The sequence below is a fragment of the Streptomyces sp. NPDC041968 genome (assembly GCF_055589025.1).
In genome coordinates this window covers 629170-647694 of record NZ_JBVJCB010000001.1, presented here as the reverse complement: position 1 = coordinate 647694, position 18525 = coordinate 629170, and the positions used below count along the sequence as shown (strand labels likewise).

Sequence of the window (18525 nt, the reverse complement as noted above, 5' to 3'; positions counted from 1 at the left end):
GCCGGACTTCCCGCTGTTCGCGTCCCGCGGGGGTGCCTACCATGCGAACGTTCTGTGAATGTCATGTGCACAACATGTGTGGATGGCGGACGCATTCAACAACACCCACCCCCCACCGAACCGAAGGGGAGATCCATGGCCACCGGCCTGCTCCTGAGCGGCACGATCGCCGCGCTCCTCACCTCCGCGCTGCCGGCGCAGCCGGCCGACGGGTTCGAGGACCCGCCGCCGGACCGGATCGTCATCAAGGTCGCCACCGTGAACGGCTCCGGCTGTCCCCAGGGCACGGCGGCGGTCGCCGTCTCCGACGACAACACCGCCTTCACCGTCACCTACAGCGAATACCTCGCCCAGGCCGGCGGCGACTCCGCCCCCACGGCCTTCCGCAAGAACTGCCAGCTCAACCTGCTCGTCCACGTGCCCCAGGGCTTCACCTACGCCGTCGCCAGCGCGGACTACCGCGGCTTCGCCGCCCTCCAGCCCGGCGCCAAGGGCACCCAGCGGGCCTCGTACTACTTCCAGGGCTCCCCGAACACGGAGTACCGGACCCACCCCTTCAGCGGGCCCTACGACGACAACTGGCAGGCCACCGACACCACCGACTGGGCCCAGCTGGTGTGGGCACCCTGCGGGGTCCAGCGCAACTTCAACATCAACACGGAGCTGCGGGTGAGCGCGGGGACGTCCGACCCCGCCGAGGTGAGTTTCATGACGATGGACTCGACCGACGGCGACATCAGCACGGTCTACCACCTGGCGTGGAAGGAGTGCCCCGAGTCCTGACGGGTGACCGACGAAAGGGTGCGGGCCGGCGTCACCGCTCGGCCGGCCCGCGCGCCTCGGTCTCGTCGGCGCACTCCTCGGGCACCGACACCGCCGTGAGGCGCTGGGTGGCGCCGTCGTTCTCCACCCGCTCGCGCGCGGCCTCGGCGCGCGCCTGTTCGACGAGGTCGGCGGCCTCCTCGCAGTTGACGGCGGACGACTTTGTCGCCGTCGGCTCCTCGGCGGTGCCCCGCGTCCCCTCCGCGTCCGGCTCCCCGCCGAGCGCGGAGGTGGCGGCGGCACCGGCCAGGCACAACCCCGCCCACACGACGACGACCCGATGTCCGATCCTCATCCAAGTGCCTCTCGCATGACGCCGGTTCAGGGGATCGGCGCGTTCGAACGGGTCAAGCGCAGAGGGCGACGTCTCACGGCCCGCCCGGGCGGCACACCAGTGGCTTGTCGAGTTCGGCGCAGGGACGGTGGCCCTTGGAGCGGATGACGTCCTTGCCGACCTCGTCGGCGAGGTAGCGCAGGAATCCCGCGGCGATCGAGTCCGCCGGCGGCTCGCCGTAGGTGTAGGCGATCTCGGTCTCCCAGAAGGGGTACGCGCCCTGGTCGGCGCCCTCCAGCGTCGCGGGATAGCCGTCGATGCGGACCTGCCGCACGCCCTCGTGACCGGTGGCGGAGCCGACCTCGCTGTGGCCGAGGGCGCCGGGCGTGGAGGCGACGGTGTCCAGCAGGGACGGTGTGCCACCGACCTCGCAGCGCCCGGGCCGGGCGGCGTCCAGGCTCCGGCAGTCGTTCGTGGTGACCGCGGGCAGCGGCCGGCCGCCCAGGACCCGCTGTTCGAGGGCGGCGCGGGTGCCGGAGCCCGGATGGCGGCTGACCAGCTGGATCGGCAGGTCGCGGCCCCTCACCTGGCTCCAGTGGGTGATCCTCCCGGCGTAGATGTCCCGCACCTGCCGCAGGGAGAGGTCCCGCACCCCGGCGTCCTCGCTCACGACCAGGGTGAACAGCGACAGGGCGACCGGCCTGGGAAGCAGCTCCGGACGGCCCTCCGTCTTGGGCCCGTCGCTGAAGGCCAGCCGGTCGCCCAGCCCCGCGGTCCCGTCGGGCGCCGCCTTCTCGCCGGCCGCGACGAGGGTGTCGAGGCCCGGGACGCTGCCCCGGAACGAGTCGTCGGACAGCGGTATCCGGGCGTCCGGACACGTCTTGGTGTACTGCGCGGCGGCCAGTTCCAGCACCGGCCTGAAGGCGGTGGAGCCCGACAGGTGCAGCGTCCCCCGGGCGCAGTCCAGCGGCGCGGCGACCGGGTCCTCGCCGCGGGCGAAGGTGGACGCGGACTGGGCGACACTGACCAGGACGAGCACGGCGAGCAGCCAGCGGACCGGCCGGGACGCGAAGGGGGAGTACTCGGTCTTCCTGGCGGTCCCGCCGCGCACCCCGCCGACGACGGCCGCGGTGACCTCCGGGTCGGGGAACTCGGGCTCGGTGAAGCCCTCCTCACGGTCCAGGACCGCCAGCACCTTGTAGTGGGCCCGGCGGTTGAGTATCACCTTCGGCAGCCGGATGATGCCGTCCGTGGCGGCGAACCCGGGCCGGTCCGGCGTGAAGAAGCTGCGCGGCACGTGGCGGCTGCGCTCGGTCACGGCCATGCCGACCACCCGCCGGCCCGGGAAGGCGATGCTCACGCCCACCGGGTCGGTGGCGGGCGCCACGTAGTCGCCCTCGACGATCGGGGACCAGCCGGCGTTCTCGATGCGCAGCAGCACGACCGACGGGTCGGTCAGCGTCCTGCCGTCCCACTGCATCCGCTGGAACACGCGGGTCTCGGGACCGGAGGTGGACGAGTCCCGGACGGTGGTGTCCATCTGCACGCGGTAGCCGAGCCGTTTGCGTCCCGCCAGGAAGAACTCCCACAGGGCGGCGATCAGGGGCACGGCGAGGCCGAGCACGGCGATCACCGACTCCCACGGCACACCGTTCATGACCGACTCCCGAGGCAGGACGGACGTACAGGGACGGGGAGGCCATGGTGACGGCGGGGAGGCGTGTCCGGGCGACGCGCTGCTGACCGTCCGTCAGCAATTCACCGGCGCGTCATGTGAGAAGCGCGGTGTTCCCCGGGCGTTGGTTGCCGGCGTTGCGCGAACCATTGACGCGCAAGGGGTTCGATTCTACGTTCCCGTCCGAAAAGGCGATCGCTGTTCGAAATGCCGGACACGAAGGAGCGTCCCCCCATGACCATCGCGACCATGACGCGCAAGAGAACCGCACTCCTCGCCCTCCCCGCCGCGGCCCTGCTCGCGCTCGTCCCCACCACGGCGTCGGCCTACCCCTACCCCGGCCGGGTCACCGGCTCCGTCGTCACGCACGACCCGACGATGATCCGCACCGCGTCAGGGCAGTACCAGCTCTACGCCACCGGCGGCGGGATCAGCAGCAAGACCTCCTCCGACCGCACCGCCTTCGCCGCCGGAGCGGACGCCTTCGGCTCCCGGCCGAGCTGGTGGTCCCGCTACTCCAGCGTGCCGGAGGCCTGGGCGCCCGACGTCTCGTACCACGGCGGCAAGTACCTGATGTACTACTCCGTCTCGAAGTTCGGCTCCAACACCTCCGCCATCGGCCTCGCCGCCTCCACCACCGGCCGGCCGGGCAGCTGGAGTGACTACGGCATCGTCTACACCTCCGGCTCGTCCAGCGACTACAACGCCATCGACCCGAACCTCTTCGTCGACGACGACGGAAAGTGGTGGCTGTCCTTCGGCAGTTGGTGGACCGGGCTGAAGATGATCCGGATCGACCCGTCGACCGGGAAGCAGCTCTCGTCCGACACCACCCGCCACTCGATCGCCTCCCGGCCCTCCGGGACCAAGGCCGTCGAAGCCCCGTACATCGTCAAGCGGAACGGCTACTACTACCTCTTCGCCTCGTACGACACCTGCTGCGCCGGCACCGGCTCCACGTACAAGGTCAAGGTGGGCCGCGCCACGAGCGTCACCGGGCCGTACCGCGACAGGAACGGCGTCTCGATGATGAACAACGGCGGGACGCCGGTCCTGGAGTCGCACGGCAGCGTCATCGGCCCCGGCGGCCAGTCGATCATGAACGACGTCGACGGCGACCTGATCGTCTACCACTACTACGACGGCAACGACAACGGCACGCCCAAGCTCGGCATCAACCTCCTGAACTGGAGCAGCGGATGGCCCGTCGCCTACTGACCCTGCTGGCCGCGCTGCTGCTCGCCCTCTCGCTGGGCCAGCCGTCCGCGAGCGCCGCCTCCTTCGCCAACCCGGTCAAGGCGCAGAAGGGCGCCGACCCCTGGATCACGTACCACGACGGCGACTACTACCTGGTGTCGACGAGCTGGAGCGACGTGATCACCGTCCGGAAGTCCCCGACCCTGGGCGGGCTGTCCACCGCGCCGGGTGTGCAGGTGTGGCAGGGCGACGCGGCCTCCCGCTGCTGCAACATCTGGGCGCCCGAACTGCACCACCTGAACGGGCGCTGGTACCTGTACTACGTCGCCGGCCAGAACGTGACCGACTACAACCCGACCCAGCGCAGCCACGTCCTGGAGAGCGCCGGCCCGGACCCCATGGGGCCGTACACCTACCGGGGGCAGCTCAACTCCGCCTGGATGCTCGACCCCACGGTCGCCACGATCGACGGGCAGCTCTACCTCTTCGGCAGCACGCACGACGGGACGCAGAACATCGTCGCCGCGCGCATGTCCAACCCGTACACGGTCAGTTCCTCCTTCACGACCGTGTCCACGCCGACGTACGACTGGGAACGCTCCGGCGCCCCGGTCAACGAGGGGCCGGAGATCCTCCGGCGGGGCGGCAGGACCTTCCTGGTCTACTCCGCGAGCGGTTGCTGGACCCCGGACTACAAGCTGGGGCAGCTCGAACTGACCGGGTCCCCGCCGACGTCCGCGTCCTCCTGGACCAAGAAGCCCACGCCCCTCTTCCAGCGCAGCGACGGCAACGGCGTCTACGGCCCGGGTCACAACGGCTTCTTCACCTCGCCGGACGGCACCGAGAGCTGGATCGTCTACCACGCCAACGACGCCGCCACCGACGGCTGCGACAACGGGCGTACGGCACGGGCGCAGAAGTTCGCCTGGAACGCCGACGGCACCCCGAACCTGGGTACGCCCGTCCGGCTGGGGGCCGCCCTGCCCGGTCCTTCGGGAGAGCCGTCCACGGTCCGCAGGACGTACACCGTCACCAACCGCAACAGCGGCAAGTGCCTGGAGGTGACCGGTGGTTCGGCCGCGGACGGGGCCGACGTGCGGCAGTACACCTGCAACGGCGGCGCCCACCAGCGCTGGCGCCTGGAGGACCTCGGCGACGACACCCACCGGCTGCTCAACGCGGCCACCGGGAAGGTGCTGGACACCGCCGACTGCTCGGCCGCCGACGGCGCCGACCTGCGGCAGTGGTCCTGGCTGGACAACACCTGTCAGCGGTTCCGGTTCCTCGCCACCGACAGCGGCCACGTCCGGATCGTCAACCGGGCCACCGGCAAGGTCGCCGACGTCGCGAACTGCTCCACCGCCGACTCCGCCGACGTACGGCAGTGGTCCTGGCTGAACAACGCCTGCCAGCAGTGGCGACTGGACCCGGTGTAGGGCGCGTCGCTCCGGCCCCGCGCCCTCATCCGGTGCGGCCCATGCCCGCCGCGCTCGGCCAGTTCTGCTGGGCCGGCCAGCCCGTCGCCGGTACCGACTCCAGCCCGTTGGTGCCCCGGACCTGGGCGGCCGTGAGTCCGCCACGGGCCGGGACGCCGGGCGGGGTGGGTGCCGGGTAGGGGTCCGCCGCGGGAGCCGGGGCGGGCACGGGCTGCGGGGCCGGTGCCGGGTGGGGGACCGGCACCGGCCCGGGGTACGGCGCCGGGTGGGGGACCGGCGCCGGTTGCGGGACCTGCGGCGGCGGTGCCGGCACCGGCATCGGGCCGAGGGCGGCCGCCGCCGGGGCGACGGGCGCCGCGGCCGGGAGCGGCATGCCGGTGCCGGGGGCCGCCGGGGCGGCCGGTCCCGGGGTGGAGCCACCGTCGGCGAGCGCCCGCAGGCCCGCGCCGTCGGTCTGGCTCAGCAGGCGGTCCACCACCGCCGTGCCCGAGCTGTAACCGGTCCCTGTGGCGGGCTCGGGCACGGCGGCTCCCCTTCCGGTCCCGTAGAGCACCTGTTCCAGGCCGGACACCAGGCGACGGACGTCGGCCTGGGGGCGCACCACGAGACGCAGGAAGCGGCTGGACGAACCGATCTTGTTGCCGCACTCGCGGACCAGGACCCGGTGCTCGGTGAGCATCCGGTCCCGGACGACGGTGCCCTCGGCGCCCACGGGCAGGCGCACGAAGAGGAAGTTGCCCTGGGAGGGGTAGACGGTCAGACCGGGGAGCGCCGAGAGCTGACCGGACATCTCCAGGCGGTCCCGGCGGACCTGGTGCAGGCTCTGCGCGTACTCCGGCCCGTGGTCGCGCAGCATGAACACCACATACTCCGCGAAGGAGTTGAGGTTCCACTTGGGGAGCATGGCGCGCACCCGGCCCGCGAGCGCCGGGTTGGCGACCAGGTAACCGAAGCGGATGCCGTGCAGGCCGAAGTTCTTGCCGAGGCTGCGCAGGACGACGACGTTGGGCCGCAGCATCGCCTCCTGGACCACGCTGGGCTCCGCCTCCGCGTCGGCGAACTCCAGGAAGGACTCGTCGATCACCACCAGGTCCCGGTCGGCCATCGCGTCCATGAACTGCACGAGCGCCTGCTTGTGCAGATAGCCGCCGTCGGGGTTGTTGGGGTTGCAGACCACCACCGCCCGGGTGCCGCGGGCCCGGACGAACTCGGCGTAACGCGCGAGGTCGAGGGCGAAGCCGCCGGACTCCTGGAGCGGGAACATGTCGACCCGTTTGCCGGTCTCCATCGGCTGGTCGGTCCAGCGGCCGAAGGTGGGGACGGGGACGGCGAGGGACTCGCGGACCAGCAGATGGTCGATCCAGGTGATCAGCTCCGTGGAGCCGTTGCCCATCGCCACGCACTGCGGGGGCAGTTGCAGCAGGCTGCACAGCTCGGCGGTGATGGTGTCGGCGCTGCTCGGGTAGTACGTGATGATGTCGCGCAGCCGGGCGGCCATCTCGTCGAACATCGCAGGGGTGGGGAAGTACGGGTTGCAGGGGATGCAGAAGTCCACCGGTCCGGCGCCCGTCCCGCCGCTCTCCCGCGCCAGCGCCGCCATCGACGGGCTGTGTGCCGCGGTGCTGCGGAACAGCGAGGTGACGTTGCCGGACAAGTGGACCTCCGTCGGTGGGGGGCCCGCGGGGGAGCGCGGGCCGCCCCTACATACGGGGGACGGAGTGACACTGTTCAACGCGTGTGAAGAAAGTGTGTCCCTCGTGCGCCCCCGCACGCCCCCGCGCGCCGCCGGACGGCCTCACGCGTCGAACGAGTGCACCGTCGTCGTCCGGTACGTCTGCCCGGGCCGCAGCACCGTCGAGGGGAACGACGGCTGGTTCGGCGAGTCCGGGAAGTGCTGCGTCTCCAGGCACAGGGCGTCGCCCTGGCGGTAGAGGGAGCCGCCGGTGCCGGTCAGGGTGCCGTCGAGGAAGTTGCCCGAGTAGAACTGCAGGCCCGGCTGGTCGGTCGCGATGCGCAGGGTGCGGCCGGAGGCCGGGTCGCGCAGGGTGGCGATGTGCTCGGGACGGTCGGTGACGCCCTTGTCCAGCACCCAGTTGTGGTCGAAGCCCTTGGCGGTGACCAACTGCGGGTGGGCGTCGCGCAGGTCCCGGCCGACGGTCTTGGCCCGGCGGAAGTCGAAGGGCGTGCCGGACACCTTCGCCAGTTCGCCCGTCGGGATCAGTCCCGCGTCGGTGGGCGTGTAGCGGGACGCCGCGATCGACAGCTCGTGGTCCTCGATCGTGCCGCTGCCCTCGCCCGCCAGGTTCCAGTAGACGTGGCTGGTGAGGTTGACGACGGTGGCCTTGTCGGTGGTGGCCTCGTAGTCGATGCGCCACTCGCCGCGTCGGGTGAGGGTGTACGTCACCTTCGAGCGGAGCGTGCCCGGGTAGCCCATCTCCCCGTCGACGCTGGTGTAGTACAGGACCAGGCCGACGTCGGAGCCGGCGGTGAACGGCTCGACGTCCCACACCCGCTTGTCGAAGCCCTGGGCGCCGCCGTGCAGGCTCTGCTCGCCGTCGTTGACGGAGAGCTGGTGGGCCTTGCCGTCCAGGGTGAAGCGGCCGCGGCCGATGCGGTTGCCGTAGCGGCCGATGAGGGCGCCGAAGTACGGGCTGGACGCCACGTAGTCGTCGAGGTTGTCGAAGCCCGCGGAGACGTTCGCGTACCGGCCCCGGCGGTCGGGGACCTCCAGGGACTGGACGACTCCGCCGTAGGACAGCACCTTCATCCGCGTGCCGCCGTTCTCCAGCGACCAGCGGTGCACCTTCGTGCCGTCGGCGAGCCTGCCGAAGAGCTCCTTCACCGGCTTCCTGCCTCCCGTGGCGTGTGCCGTGCCGCCGGCCGCGGAGGCGGCGAGGCCGGCGGCTGCTGCTGATGCGATGACCGTGCGTCTGCTCAGTTCCATGTGCGGGCTCCTGTACTTCCGGGAAAGAAGCGGGCCCCGCCTCGGTCGGCGGGGCCCGGGGGACCTACGAACCGACCCTGCGTTTGTTCCACACGTCGAAGCCGACGGCCGCCAGCAGCACAGCGCCCTTGATGACCTGCTGCCAGTCGGTGCCGATGCCGACGAGGTTCATGCCGTTGTTCAGCACGCCCAGGACCAGACCGCCGATGATCGCGCCGAGGACCGTGCCGACACCGCCGCTCATCGACGCGCCGCCGATGAACGAGGCGGCGATGGCCTCCAGCTCGAAGTTGAGACCGGCCTTGGGAGAGGCCGCGTTGAAGCGGGCGGCGAAGACCAGACCCGCCAGGGCCGCGAGCATGCCCATGTTCAGGAAGACCAGGAAGGTGACCTTCTTGTCCTTCACGCCCGACAGCTTGGCCGCGGGCAGGTTGCCGCCGATGGCGTAGATGTGGCGGCCGATGATCGCGTTGCGCATCAGGTAGCCGAAGCCGACGACCAGCGCGCCCAGGATGAGCAGCACGATCGGGGCGCCCTTGTAGCTGGCCAGCAGCAGCGTGACCACGAGGACGGCGGCGACCAGCGCGACCAGCTTGAGCAGGAACATCTTGGCCGGCAGCACCTCGAGCGCGAACTCCTGCTGCCGCTTGCGGTCGCGGACCTCCTGGTACACCACGAACGCGATCAGCGCGAAGCCCAGCAGCAGCGTGAGGTTGTGGTAGTTGGTGTCCGGGCCGACCTCGGGCAGGAAGCCGTTGGCGATCTCCTGCAGGTCCTTCGGGAACGGGCCGAGGGTCTGGCCCTCCAGGAAGATCTCGGTGAGACCGCGGAAGAGCAGCATGCCCGCGAGGGTCACGATGAACGACGGTATGCCGAGATAGGCGATGAAGAATCCCTGCACCGCGCCCGCGACGGCGCCGATGGCCAGGCACAGCACCACCGCGACGGGCCAGGACAGGTTGTTCTCGACCATCAGCACCGCGGCCATCGCGCCGATGAACGCGGTCAGCGAGCCGACCGACAGGTCGATGTGGCCCGCGATGATGACGAGCATCATGCCGATCGCGAGGATCAGGATGTAGCTGTTCTGCAGCACCAGGTTGGAGACGTTGCGCGGCAGCAGCAGGTCGCCGTCCGACCACACCGCGAACAGCGCCACGATCAGGCCGAGGGCGATCAGCATGCCGTACTGCCGCATGTTGCGGCGCATGCCGTCCAGCATCAGCCGCAGCAGTCCGTCCCCGGCGGCCGACCCGCCCCGGCCGGACGGCGCGGGGGCCGGCGTCTTGGCGGTCACGTCCGTGCTCATCGGGTTACCTCTTTGTCCTTCGTCATCCGACGCATCAGCGCTTCCTGCGAGGCCTCGGCCCGCGAGAACTCACCCGTCAGCCGGCCCGCGGCCATGGTGTAGATGCGGTCGCACATACCGAGCAGCTCCGGCAGTTCGGAGCTGATGAAGACGACCGCCTTGCCCTGGGCGGCCAGCTGGTCGATGACCGTGTAGATCTCGTACTTGGCGCCCACGTCGATACCGCGCGTGGGCTCGTCCAGGATCAGCACCTCGGGACCCGCGAAGATCCACTTGCTGAGGACGACCTTCTGCTGGTTGCCGCCGGACAGCTTGCCCACCGGCTCGAAGACGGTCGGCGCCTTGATGTTCATGGACTTGCGGAAGCCCTCGGCGACCTGCCGCTCCCCGTGCTCGTCGACGACCCCTCGCCTGGCGACCTTGCCCAGCGCGGTCAGCGAGATGTTCCGGTTGATGGTGTCGATGAGGTTGAGGCCGTAGTGCTTGCGGTCCTCGGTGACGTACGCGATGCCGTGCCCGACCGCCTCCGGGACGGTCTTCGTACGGATCTCGGCGCCGTCCCTCAGGACCGTGCCGCCCGCGTACCGGCCGTAGGTGCGGCCGAAGACGCTCATCGCGAGTTCCGTGCGGCCCGCGCCCATGAGCCCGGCGATGCCGACGATCTCGCCGCGCCGCACCTCGATCGAGACGTCGTCGACGACCTTGCGCTGCTGGTCGATGGGGTGGTGCACGGTCCAGTTGCGGATCTCCAGGGCGGGCGCGCTGCCCTCCTCCGGGTGGTGGGGGGTCCGGTCCGGGAAGCGGTTCTCCAGGTCCCGGCCGACCATCCCGCTGATGATCCGGTCCTCGGTCGTCTCCGCCGCCTTCACGTCGAGCGTCTCGATGGACTGCCCGTCGCGGATGATCGTGACCGAGTCGGCGACCCGGCGGATCTCGTTCAGCTTGTGCGAGATGATGATCGAGGTCATGCCCTGGTCCTTCAACTGGAGGATCAGGTCGAGGAGTTTGCCGCTGTCCTCGTCGTTGAGCGCCGCGGTCGGCTCGTCGAGGATGAGCAGCTTCACCTTCTTGGAGAGCGCCTTGGCGATCTCCACCAGCTGCTGCTTGCCGACGCCGATGTCGGCGACCCGGGTCTCCGGGTGCTCGTCCAGACCGACCCGGCGCAGCAGTTCGGTGGCGTGCCTGAGGGTGTCGTTCCAGTTGATCAGTCCGCGCTTGGCGTGCTCGTTGCCGAGGAAGATGTTCTCCGCGATGGACAGATACGGCACCAGCGCCAGCTCCTGGTGGATGATCACGATGCCGTGCTGCTCGCTCGCCCGGATGTCCTTGAACCGGCAGGTCTCGCCCTCGAAGAGGACGTCCCCCTCGTAGCTGCCGTGCGGATGGACGCCGGAGAGCACCTTCATCAGGGTCGACTTCCCGGCGCCGTTCTCCCCGCAGATGGCGTGGACCTCGCCCTGGCGGACGGTCAGCGTGACGTCCGACAGCGCTTTGACACCGGGAAAGGTCTTGACGATCGAGCGCATTTCCAGGACGGGTCCCGCCATGGTCGTGCCTTCCAATCCTTGAGAGGGCCCGGCTACTTGAGGTCGTCGGCGGTGTAGTAGCCGCCGTCGACGAGCTCCTTCTCGTAGTTGGTCCTGTCCACGCTGACCGGCTGGAGCAGGTAGGCGGGGACGACCTTGGCGCCGTTGTCGTAGGACTTGGTGTCGTTGGTCTCGGGCTTCTTGTCGTTCAGGACCGCGTCGACCATGTTGGAGGCGACCTTGGCGAGCTGGCGCAGGTCCTTGTAGACGGTCTGCGTCTGCTCGCCCGCGATGATCGACTTCACCGAGGCGACCTCGGCGTCCTGGCCGGTGACGACGGGCATCGGCTTGGCCTTGGAGCCGTAGCCGTCCGACTTGAGGGCCGACAGGATGCCGATGGAGATGCCGTCGTACGGCGAGAGCACCGCGTCGACCCGGGCGCTGCGGTAGCTGGAGGTGAGCAGGTCGTCCATGCGCTTCTGCGCGGTGCCGCCGTCCCAGCGCAGGGTGGTGACCTGGTTGAGGGCGGTCTGCTTGGAGCGGACGACCACCTCGCCCTTGTCCATGTAGGGCTTCAGGACGTTCATCGCGCCCTGGAAGAAGTACTTGGTGTTGTTGTCGTCGTTGGAGCCGGCGAACAGCTCGACGTTGAAGGGGCCCTTCTTGCCCGCCTTCAGACCGAGCTTGTCGACGATGTAGCCGCCCTGGAGTTCGCCGACCTTCTCGTTGTCGAACGAGGCGTAGTAGTCGACGTTCTCCGTGCCGAGGATCAGCCGGTCGTAGGAGATGACCGGGATGTCGGCGTCCTTGGCCTGCTGGAGCACGTTGTTGAGCGACTTGTTGTCGATCGCGGCGACGATCAGGGCGTCCACGCCCTGGGTGATCATGTTCTCGATCTGGGAGACCTGCTGGTCCGGGTCGTCCTCGCCGTAGACGAGCTTGGTCTCGTACCCCTTGGCCTTCAGCTCCTTCTCGACGTTGGCGCCGTCGGCGATCCAGCGCTCGGAGGACTTGGTCGGCATCGCGATGCCGATCGTGCCGCCGTCGGCACCGCCCTTGTCCTCCTCGCTGCCGCCCTCCCCGCTCTGGCCGCAGGCGGTCAGCGTGAGGGCGAGGGAGGCGGCGGAGGCCATCGCGGCGAGTGCGGCTCTGCGGTTGCGCATGGTCATCATCCTTGATGTGGGTGCAGGGTTCGGTCGGGTGGTGCCGACCCGCGAAGAGCTGAGGGTGGATCGACCGATGACAGGTGTGTGTGGGATTGTGCGCGGTCGTGTCTTCTTTTGTGAAGCACGTTTCCGGAACGTTATGACGAGATCTCGAACCGGTGGAGCGGGCCCGGTTCCCGCGAGCCGAGCGGAGCCATGTCCCCGTCCGCCCCGTGCCGCGCGAGCAGGTCCAGCGCCAGCCGGCCGCGCCGCACCCGCTCCTTCGCGGTGGCCAGCGTCAGTTCCCTCAAGTGGTGGCCGTACGGGTAGATCCCGGGGGTCTTGGAGAGACCGAACTTCAGGTACAGCGGGGCTCCGCGCCGGATCAGCTCGGCCACCTCGTACATCCGCACATAGCCGCCGAGGTCGTCGGGAGCCTCGATGTACATGTCCATGGGCGCGGCCGAAACCCGCCGGATCTCGGTCAGGTGATCCGTCGTCAGGTCGCTGGGCACGTTGATGGAGTCGGCGCCGAGCCGCTCGTAGACCGCGTACGAGGCCGGGTTGACCGGCCCCACGAGCGCGGAGAGCTTGAGCGTGGTGCCGGCCGGGAGGAGGCCGGCGGCGCGCGCCCGGTGCAGCGTCCACAGCACACCCTCGTCGGCGACGAGCAGACACTTGACGCCCAGCTCCGTGGCACGCACGGCGTCCTCGACGCACCCGGCGACCGCGTCGTGGCCGCGTGCCCGCAGACCCGCGCCGCCCGAGTCGGTCCGGGTGGAGCCGCCGATGTCCCAGGTGCCGCGCGGGCCGGTGAACAGGCAGAGCTCGATGTCGCGTTCGGCGGTGGCCTCGACCATCTCGGTGATCTCGGCGTCGGTCAGCATCCACACGCCGCTGCCCTGGCTGATCCGGTGGATCGGCACGTCCAGCCGCGAGGACTCCTTCAGCACCACCCCCAGCGCCTCGGGACCCTCGACGGACGGGATCTCGGTGCGCCAGCGGCCGCCGCCCGGGAAGGAGTGCGGCGAGGCGTCGGCGGGGTCCGGGGCGGGCGCGGCCAGGCCGAGCGCGGCGAGCGCCTGCTCGCCGGGCCTGCGTGCGGCGGCCTTGGCGGAAGCGTCGGTCACAAGCTGTCCTTAATGTTCGGTATTTCGGACGGGGTTCGCGTCTCTGGGGACGGGAAGCCCGTGCGGATGGGGGTACGCCGGTACGGGGACCGTCAGGTCGCCCCCGTACCGGCGTACGGCTCGGGGGGCGGGGTCAGGGACGCAGCAGCACCTTGCCGACCTTCGGGTCGCCGGACCCCACCAGCTCGATGGCCTCGGCGAACCCGTCGAGCGGCAGCTCGTGCGTCACCAGCGGCCCCGGGTCGAGCAGGCCGGCCGCGAAGACCCGCACGGTGTGCGCCCAGGCGTCCGGTGGCGCCCCGAACACGGTGTGCACCTCCAGCTGGCGCACCACGAGGTCGGTGGGGTCGAGCCCGTCGGCGCCCGGGGCGGGGATGCCGGTCAGGACCAGACGCCCGCCCCTGCGGAGCAGCGCGGCGGCGGTGCGGGCCGCGTCGGCGGACCCGGCGGTCTCGATGACGACGTCGAAGTCGTCGGGGAGGGGCTGGTCCTTGGTCCGGAAGTCGCTCGCGCCGTACCGCCGCGACAGCGCCTCCCGGTCCCCGCGCGTCCCGACGACCAGCAGCTCGCCCGGGGACGCGGCGTGCAGGAACTGCACGGCGAACATGCCGAGGGTCCCGGTGCCGACGACCGCGACCCGCTCGCCGGGGCGGGCGTTCGCCTTGAGCGCGGCGGCGGCGATGCAGGCGGCGGGCTCCAGCAGGGCGGCGGCGGTGAGGTCGGCGCCGTCCGGCAGGACGTGCAGGAGCCGGGCGGGCAGCGTGAGGGTGGGCGCCATGGCCCCGGGCTCGGTGAAGCCCGTCTCCTCGTACCCGGCCGTGCACAGCGTCGTCTCGCCCGCGTGGCAGCGGTCGCAGACCTGGCAGTTGCGGAACCCCTCACCGACGACCCCGCGCCCGACCAGGCCGGCGGGGACTCCCGCGCCGACCCGCTCCACGGTCCCGGACCACTCGTGGCCGGGGGTGAGCGGGTAACGCACGTACCCCTCGGGGCGGTTGCCCTGGTACACCTCGCGGTCGCTGCCGCAGATCCCGGCCGCGTGCACCCGGACCAGGGCCTCACCGGGACCGGGCTCGCGCGGCTCGTGCGGCACGATCCGGTGCTCGCCCGGCGCGTCGACGACGACCGCGCCGCTCATGCCCCGGTCCCCTTCGGCTTGCGCTGCTCCCAGCCCTCGGCCCACAGGTCGAACCGGGCCTGCTGCTGCGGGAACTCGGCCGCCGCGTCGGTGTCCAGCTCGACGCCGAGGCCGGGGGCGTCGGACAGGTGGAAGCACCCGTCCTCCGGGTCCACCTGCGGGGCGCCCTTGACCACCTTCTTGATCTCCGCGTCGGCGAAGTCGTTGAAGTGCTCCAGGATCTTGAAGTTCGGGGAGGTGAAGCCGACCTGGAGGGAGGCCGCGGTGAGCACCGGCCCGCCCACGTTGTGCGGGGCGACCAGCGTGTAGTGGGTCTCGGCGGTGGCGGCGAGCTTGCGGGTCTCCCAGATGCCGCCGATGTGGCCGACGTCGGGCTGGATGATGTCCACGGACTGGTCCTCGAACAGCTCGCGGAACTCGATCCGGTCGTGGATGCGCTCACCGGTGGCGACGGGGATGTCGACCTTCTCGGCGACCTTCCGCAGCGCCTTGAGGTTCTCCGGCGGCACCGGCTCCTCCAGCCAGGCCGGCTTGAAGGGCGCGAGTTCACGCGCGAGCCGGACGGCGGTGGAGGGTGAGAAGCGGCCGTGCATCTCCAGCATCAGCTCGGCGTCCGGCCCGATGGCGTCCCGCACGGCCTCGATCAGCGAGACGGCGTAGTGCGTCTGCTGCTGGTCCAGCTCGAAGTGCCCGGTGCCGAACGGGTCGATCTTCAGCGCCCGGTACCCGCGCTCCATGACCCCCTGTGCGGCCTTGTGGTACGCCTCCGGGGTCCGCTCGGTCGTGTACCACCCGTTGGCGTACGCCTTGACCTTGTCGGTGACCTTGCCGCCGAGGAGCTGCCAGACCGGGACCCCGAGGGCCTTGCCCTTGATGTCCCAGCACGCCATCTCCACCACGGCGATACCGGACATCACGATCTCGCCCGCCCGGCCGTAGTCGCCGTACTTCATGCGGCGGACCAGGTCCTCGACAGCGAACGGGTCCGATCCGAGAATGTGGTTGGCCTCGGCTTCCTTCAGGTAGCCGAGGAGAGCGTCGGTGTGCCCCAGCATCCGGGTCTCGCCGACTCCGGTGATGCCCTCGTCGGTGTGCACCTGGACGTAGGTCAGGTTGCGCCACGGCGTCCCGACCACGTGTGTGCTGATTCCGGTGATGCGCACGGCGGTTGCCCCTCGCTGTGTTCGATATTTCGTCACTCGTTCGAAATGCTGGCGTGACAGTAAGGAGGGGGCGGCGGAGGTGTCAATGGGTCGGACACATAACGGTTTCGGCAGTTTCCCGAGGCGGCGCGGAACGGCCCGGACCGCTTCCCCACACAACCTTCACGGCGGCCTCTAGGAACACCGCTGTTGCGGAACTTAACCTTCCCGCGTCATGGACTACTGCCTCCCGTGCCGACGGCACCTCAACGGCGCCCTCGCCTGCCCGGGGTGCGGCACCCCTGCCGGTGAACTCCACCCGCCCGAGCCCCACTTGCCGGTGCGGACGCCGTACGCGGGTCCCGCGGAGGCCCCGGGGTACGCGCGGCACACGGCGCCCGTACCGCCGGCCGCCGAGGAGACGGACCCGTCGGCCGGCACCCCCGACGGCACCCCGGACGACGCCTTCACCGGCGGCCGGGCCGGCCGCCGCGACCGCAAGGCCGCCGCCCACCGCCGCCGACGTCGCCGGACCCTGTTCGTCGCCGCGGGATTCGTCCTGGCGGCCGGCGGTCTGAGCCTCGCGGAACTCGGCCTGGACGCCCCGGGCTCCCCGGCGACACCGGCGGCCGCCGGGGACGAGACGACGGACGGCGGGGTGACCCGCGAGGTGGGCGAGACCTCGGCCGCACCGGTCGACGGCACGTCGGGAACGACGCCCCCCTCGGGCACGCCGTCCCCCGAAGCCTCTTCCTCTTCCTCCTCCTCGGCCTCGGCGTCGGCATCGGAGTCGGAGTCGTCGTCGGGGTCCCCCCGGGCGGAGAACCCGCGGACGCCGGACACGGAAGAGGACCCGTCCGCGCCCACGCCCCCGGAGCCGGAGAACACGCCGCCCCCGTCCTCGGCCCCGAACGACCCGCCCCCGGCCGCGACCCCCACCCCGGCACCGACGACCCCGGCCCCGACCCCGACGGAGACGTGCGACCGCTTCCTGTGGTGGTGCACCTAGGGGCTCACGCCCTGGGACCGCGCCGCCCTCCGCCGCCGAACGGGCGTCCCGGCGGCGCCGGTCACCGGCGACCACCGCCGCGCGCCGTGCGTCGGCCTCCGTGAACGCGCGCCCCCCGCTCAGTCCCGCAGCATCCTCCGCAGCGCGTCCCGCAGAGCGATCCGTTCCCCGTCCGACAGTCCCGCCAGCGGCTCCCGGGCGAAGCGCAGGGACTCGCGCAGGCCCCGTGCCACCCGGCGGCCCTCCTCCGTCGCCGCCGCGACCTTCACGCGCCGGTCGGCGGGGTCGGGGCGGCGCTCGACCAGGCCCCGCGCCTCCAGCCGGTCCACGATCCCCGTGACGTTCGACGGCTCGCACTTCAGCTTCTGGGCCAGCTTCCGCATCGGCAGCGGCTCCAGCGACAGCAGGCTGAGCAGCTTGGCCTGCGCCCCGGTCAGGGCGCGTTCGGCGGCCGCCTCCTCGTAGTCGGCGTGGAAACGGGCCACGACCTCGCCGATCAGCTCGACGACTTCCAGGGTGAGCGCGTCGGGTCGGCGGGCGGTGTCGCGTGGTGTGGCCATGGAAACCAGGGTACCCATTTGTTTGACAAGGTGAAATGTTCAGACGCATGGTTGTTTCAGAGGCTGAAACATCGCCTGTGATCCCCGACCACCGGAAAGGCGCCCTCATGACCGACTCCCCCGCCCTCCCCACCGTCAACCGCGAATGGCACCTGCTCAGCCGCCCGGTCGGCTGGCCCAAGCCCGAGGACTTCGCCCTCGTCGAGGCGGAGCTGCCCACCCCGGGCGAGGGCCAGGTCCTGGTGCGCAACCTGTACGTCTCCGTCGACCCGTACATGCGCGGCCGCATGAGCGCCGCCAAGTCCTACGTCGCCCCCTACGAGCTGGGCAAGCCCATGCAGGGCGGCGCGGTCGGCGAGGTCGTCGCCTCCAACGCCGAGGGCCTCGCCGTGGGCGACCACGTCCTGCACTTCTTCGCCTGGCGCGAGTACGCCGCCGTGGACGCGAGGAACGCGGTCAAGGTGGACCCGCAGGCGGCGCCGCTGTCGACGTACCTCGGTGTGCTCGGCATGACGGGGCTCACCGCGTACGCCGGTCTGCTGCGCACCGCCGCCTTCAAGGAGGGCGACTCGGTGTTCGTCTCCGGCGCCGCCGGTGCCGTCGGCAGCCAGGTGGGCCAGATCGCGAAGCTCAAGGGCGCCTCCCGGGTCATCGGCTCCGCCGGCTCCGACGAGAAGGTGAAGCTGCTCGTCGACGAGTACGGCTTCGACGCCGCCTTCAACTACAAGGACGGCCCGGTGAGCGAGCAGCTGCGCACCGCCGCCCCGGACGGGGTCGACGTCTACTTCGACAACGTGGGCGGCGATCACCTGGAGGCGGCCATCGGGTCCCTCAACCGGGACGGCCGCATCGCGATCTGCGGCGCGATCTCCGTCTACAACAACACCCAGCCCGCCCCGGGCCCGAAGAACCTCGCCCGTCTCATCCAGACCCGCGGCCGGATCGAGGGCTTCCTGGTCGGCGACCACTACGACCTCCAGCCGCAGTTCGTCCAGGAGGTCGGCCCCTGGGTCGCCTCCGGTGAGCTCAAGTACCGCGAGACGGTCGTCGAGGGCATCGAGAACAACCTGGAGGCCTTCCTCGGCGTCCTGCGCGGCGACAACACCGGCAAGATGATCGTCAAGCTCTGAGGCCCCCGAGCGAGGCCCCCGAGGCCGGCGACGGGCACCCGGCGCCGGCCTCGCGCGGGAGTGCCCTTCCCGGACTTTCCGGCATGCG

Annotated in this window: 16 protein-coding genes; 5 read left to right on the top strand and 11 right to left on the bottom strand. The window is 70.9% G+C overall.

The features are described 5' to 3' along the window. The first annotated feature begins 135 nt into the window (after window positions 1-135). A complete protein-coding gene (locus tag ACZ6EG_RS03015; protein ID WP_391967873.1) occupies window positions 136-783 on the top strand; it encodes a DUF4360 domain-containing protein in 648 nt (215 codons plus the stop codon). A gap of 31 nt (window positions 784-814) precedes the next feature. On the opposite strand, the gene ACZ6EG_RS03010 is transcribed toward ACZ6EG_RS03015, so the two are convergent. Then, window positions 815-1117, bottom strand: a complete 303-nt coding sequence (locus ACZ6EG_RS03010; protein ID WP_391967872.1) for a hypothetical protein — start codon at window positions 1115-1117, stop codon at window positions 815-817. A gap of 73 nt (window positions 1118-1190) precedes the next feature. Continuing rightward, window positions 1191-2753, bottom strand: coding sequence for a substrate-binding domain-containing protein (locus ACZ6EG_RS03005; RefSeq protein ID WP_391967871.1), 1563 nt, complete (start codon window positions 2751-2753; stop codon window positions 1191-1193). Between the two features lie 267 nt (window positions 2754-3020). Here ACZ6EG_RS03005 and ACZ6EG_RS03000 point away from each other — a divergent pair, with 267 nt between their 5' ends. Next, window positions 3021-3989 carry an arabinan endo-1,5-alpha-L-arabinosidase gene (locus ACZ6EG_RS03000; RefSeq protein WP_366766640.1) on the top strand — a complete coding sequence of 323 codons (969 nt, stop codon included), beginning with the start codon at window positions 3021-3023 and terminating at the stop codon, window positions 3987-3989. After that, window positions 3971-5404: a family 43 glycosylhydrolase gene (locus tag ACZ6EG_RS02995; protein WP_469601004.1), complete on the top strand. Its 1434-nt coding sequence runs from the start codon at window positions 3971-3973 to the stop codon at window positions 5402-5404. The genes ACZ6EG_RS03000 and ACZ6EG_RS02995 overlap by 19 nt, the downstream gene beginning before the upstream one ends. A 25-nt stretch (window positions 5405-5429) precedes the next feature. Here ACZ6EG_RS02995 and ACZ6EG_RS02990 read toward each other — a convergent pair whose 3' ends face one another. The 8 genes from ACZ6EG_RS02990 to ACZ6EG_RS02955 all read right to left on the bottom strand — a co-directional run bounded on the left by ACZ6EG_RS02990 (window position 5430) and on the right by ACZ6EG_RS02955 (window position 15759). Next, the gene (locus ACZ6EG_RS02990; RefSeq protein ID WP_469601001.1) at window positions 5430-7058 is read right to left on the bottom strand and encodes a pyridoxal phosphate-dependent aminotransferase; all 1629 of its coding nucleotides are present in this window, start codon (window positions 7056-7058) and stop codon (window positions 5430-5432) included. Window positions 7059-7199: 141 nt separating this feature from the next. Then, window positions 7200-8348, bottom strand: a complete 1149-nt coding sequence (locus ACZ6EG_RS02985; protein WP_391967868.1) for an aldose epimerase family protein — start codon at window positions 8346-8348, stop codon at window positions 7200-7202. 64 nt (window positions 8349-8412) lie between these two features. After that, window positions 8413-9657: a multiple monosaccharide ABC transporter permease gene (mmsB, locus tag ACZ6EG_RS02980; RefSeq protein WP_391967867.1), complete on the bottom strand. Its 1245-nt coding sequence runs from the start codon at window positions 9655-9657 to the stop codon at window positions 8413-8415. Then, on the bottom strand, window positions 9654-11204 hold the full coding sequence (gene mmsA / locus ACZ6EG_RS02975) for a multiple monosaccharide ABC transporter ATP-binding protein (protein ID WP_391967866.1): 1551 nt from the start codon (window positions 11202-11204) through the stop codon (window positions 9654-9656). The genes mmsB and mmsA overlap by 4 nt, the downstream gene beginning before the upstream one ends. A 32-nt stretch (window positions 11205-11236) precedes the next feature. Then, on the bottom strand, window positions 11237-12346 hold the full coding sequence (gene chvE, locus ACZ6EG_RS02970) for a multiple monosaccharide ABC transporter substrate-binding protein (protein WP_391967865.1): 1110 nt from the start codon (window positions 12344-12346) through the stop codon (window positions 11237-11239). 140 nt (window positions 12347-12486) lie between these two features. Then, window positions 12487-13458, bottom strand: coding sequence for a hypothetical protein (locus ACZ6EG_RS02965; protein ID WP_356603075.1), 972 nt, complete (start codon window positions 13456-13458; stop codon window positions 12487-12489). A gap of 133 nt (window positions 13459-13591) precedes the next feature. Next, window positions 13592-14596: a zinc-dependent alcohol dehydrogenase gene (locus ACZ6EG_RS02960; RefSeq protein ID WP_391967863.1), complete on the bottom strand. Its 1005-nt coding sequence runs from the start codon at window positions 14594-14596 to the stop codon at window positions 13592-13594. Beyond that, a complete protein-coding gene (locus ACZ6EG_RS02955; protein ID WP_356603071.1) occupies window positions 14593-15759 on the bottom strand; it encodes a mandelate racemase/muconate lactonizing enzyme family protein in 1167 nt (388 codons plus the stop codon). Before ACZ6EG_RS02955 ends, ACZ6EG_RS02960 begins: the two co-directional genes overlap by 4 nt. Before the next feature lie 214 nt (window positions 15760-15973). Here ACZ6EG_RS02955 and ACZ6EG_RS02950 point away from each other — a divergent pair, with 214 nt between their 5' ends. Continuing rightward, a complete protein-coding gene (locus tag ACZ6EG_RS02950) occupies window positions 15974-16747 on the top strand; it encodes an SCO2400 family protein (protein WP_469600992.1) in 774 nt (257 codons plus the stop codon). Between the two features lie 119 nt (window positions 16748-16866). Here the strand turns inward: ACZ6EG_RS02950 and ACZ6EG_RS02945 are convergent, their stop codons facing one another. Beyond that, a complete protein-coding gene (locus tag ACZ6EG_RS02945; RefSeq protein WP_391967861.1) occupies window positions 16867-17307 on the bottom strand; it encodes a MarR family winged helix-turn-helix transcriptional regulator in 441 nt (146 codons plus the stop codon). Between the two features lie 107 nt (window positions 17308-17414). Here ACZ6EG_RS02945 and ACZ6EG_RS02940 point away from each other — a divergent pair, with 107 nt between their 5' ends. Next, complete coding sequence (locus ACZ6EG_RS02940) at window positions 17415-18437, top strand: NADP-dependent oxidoreductase (protein WP_469600989.1); 1023 nt, start codon at window positions 17415-17417, stop codon at window positions 18435-18437. Window positions 18438-18525 lie beyond the last annotated feature (88 nt).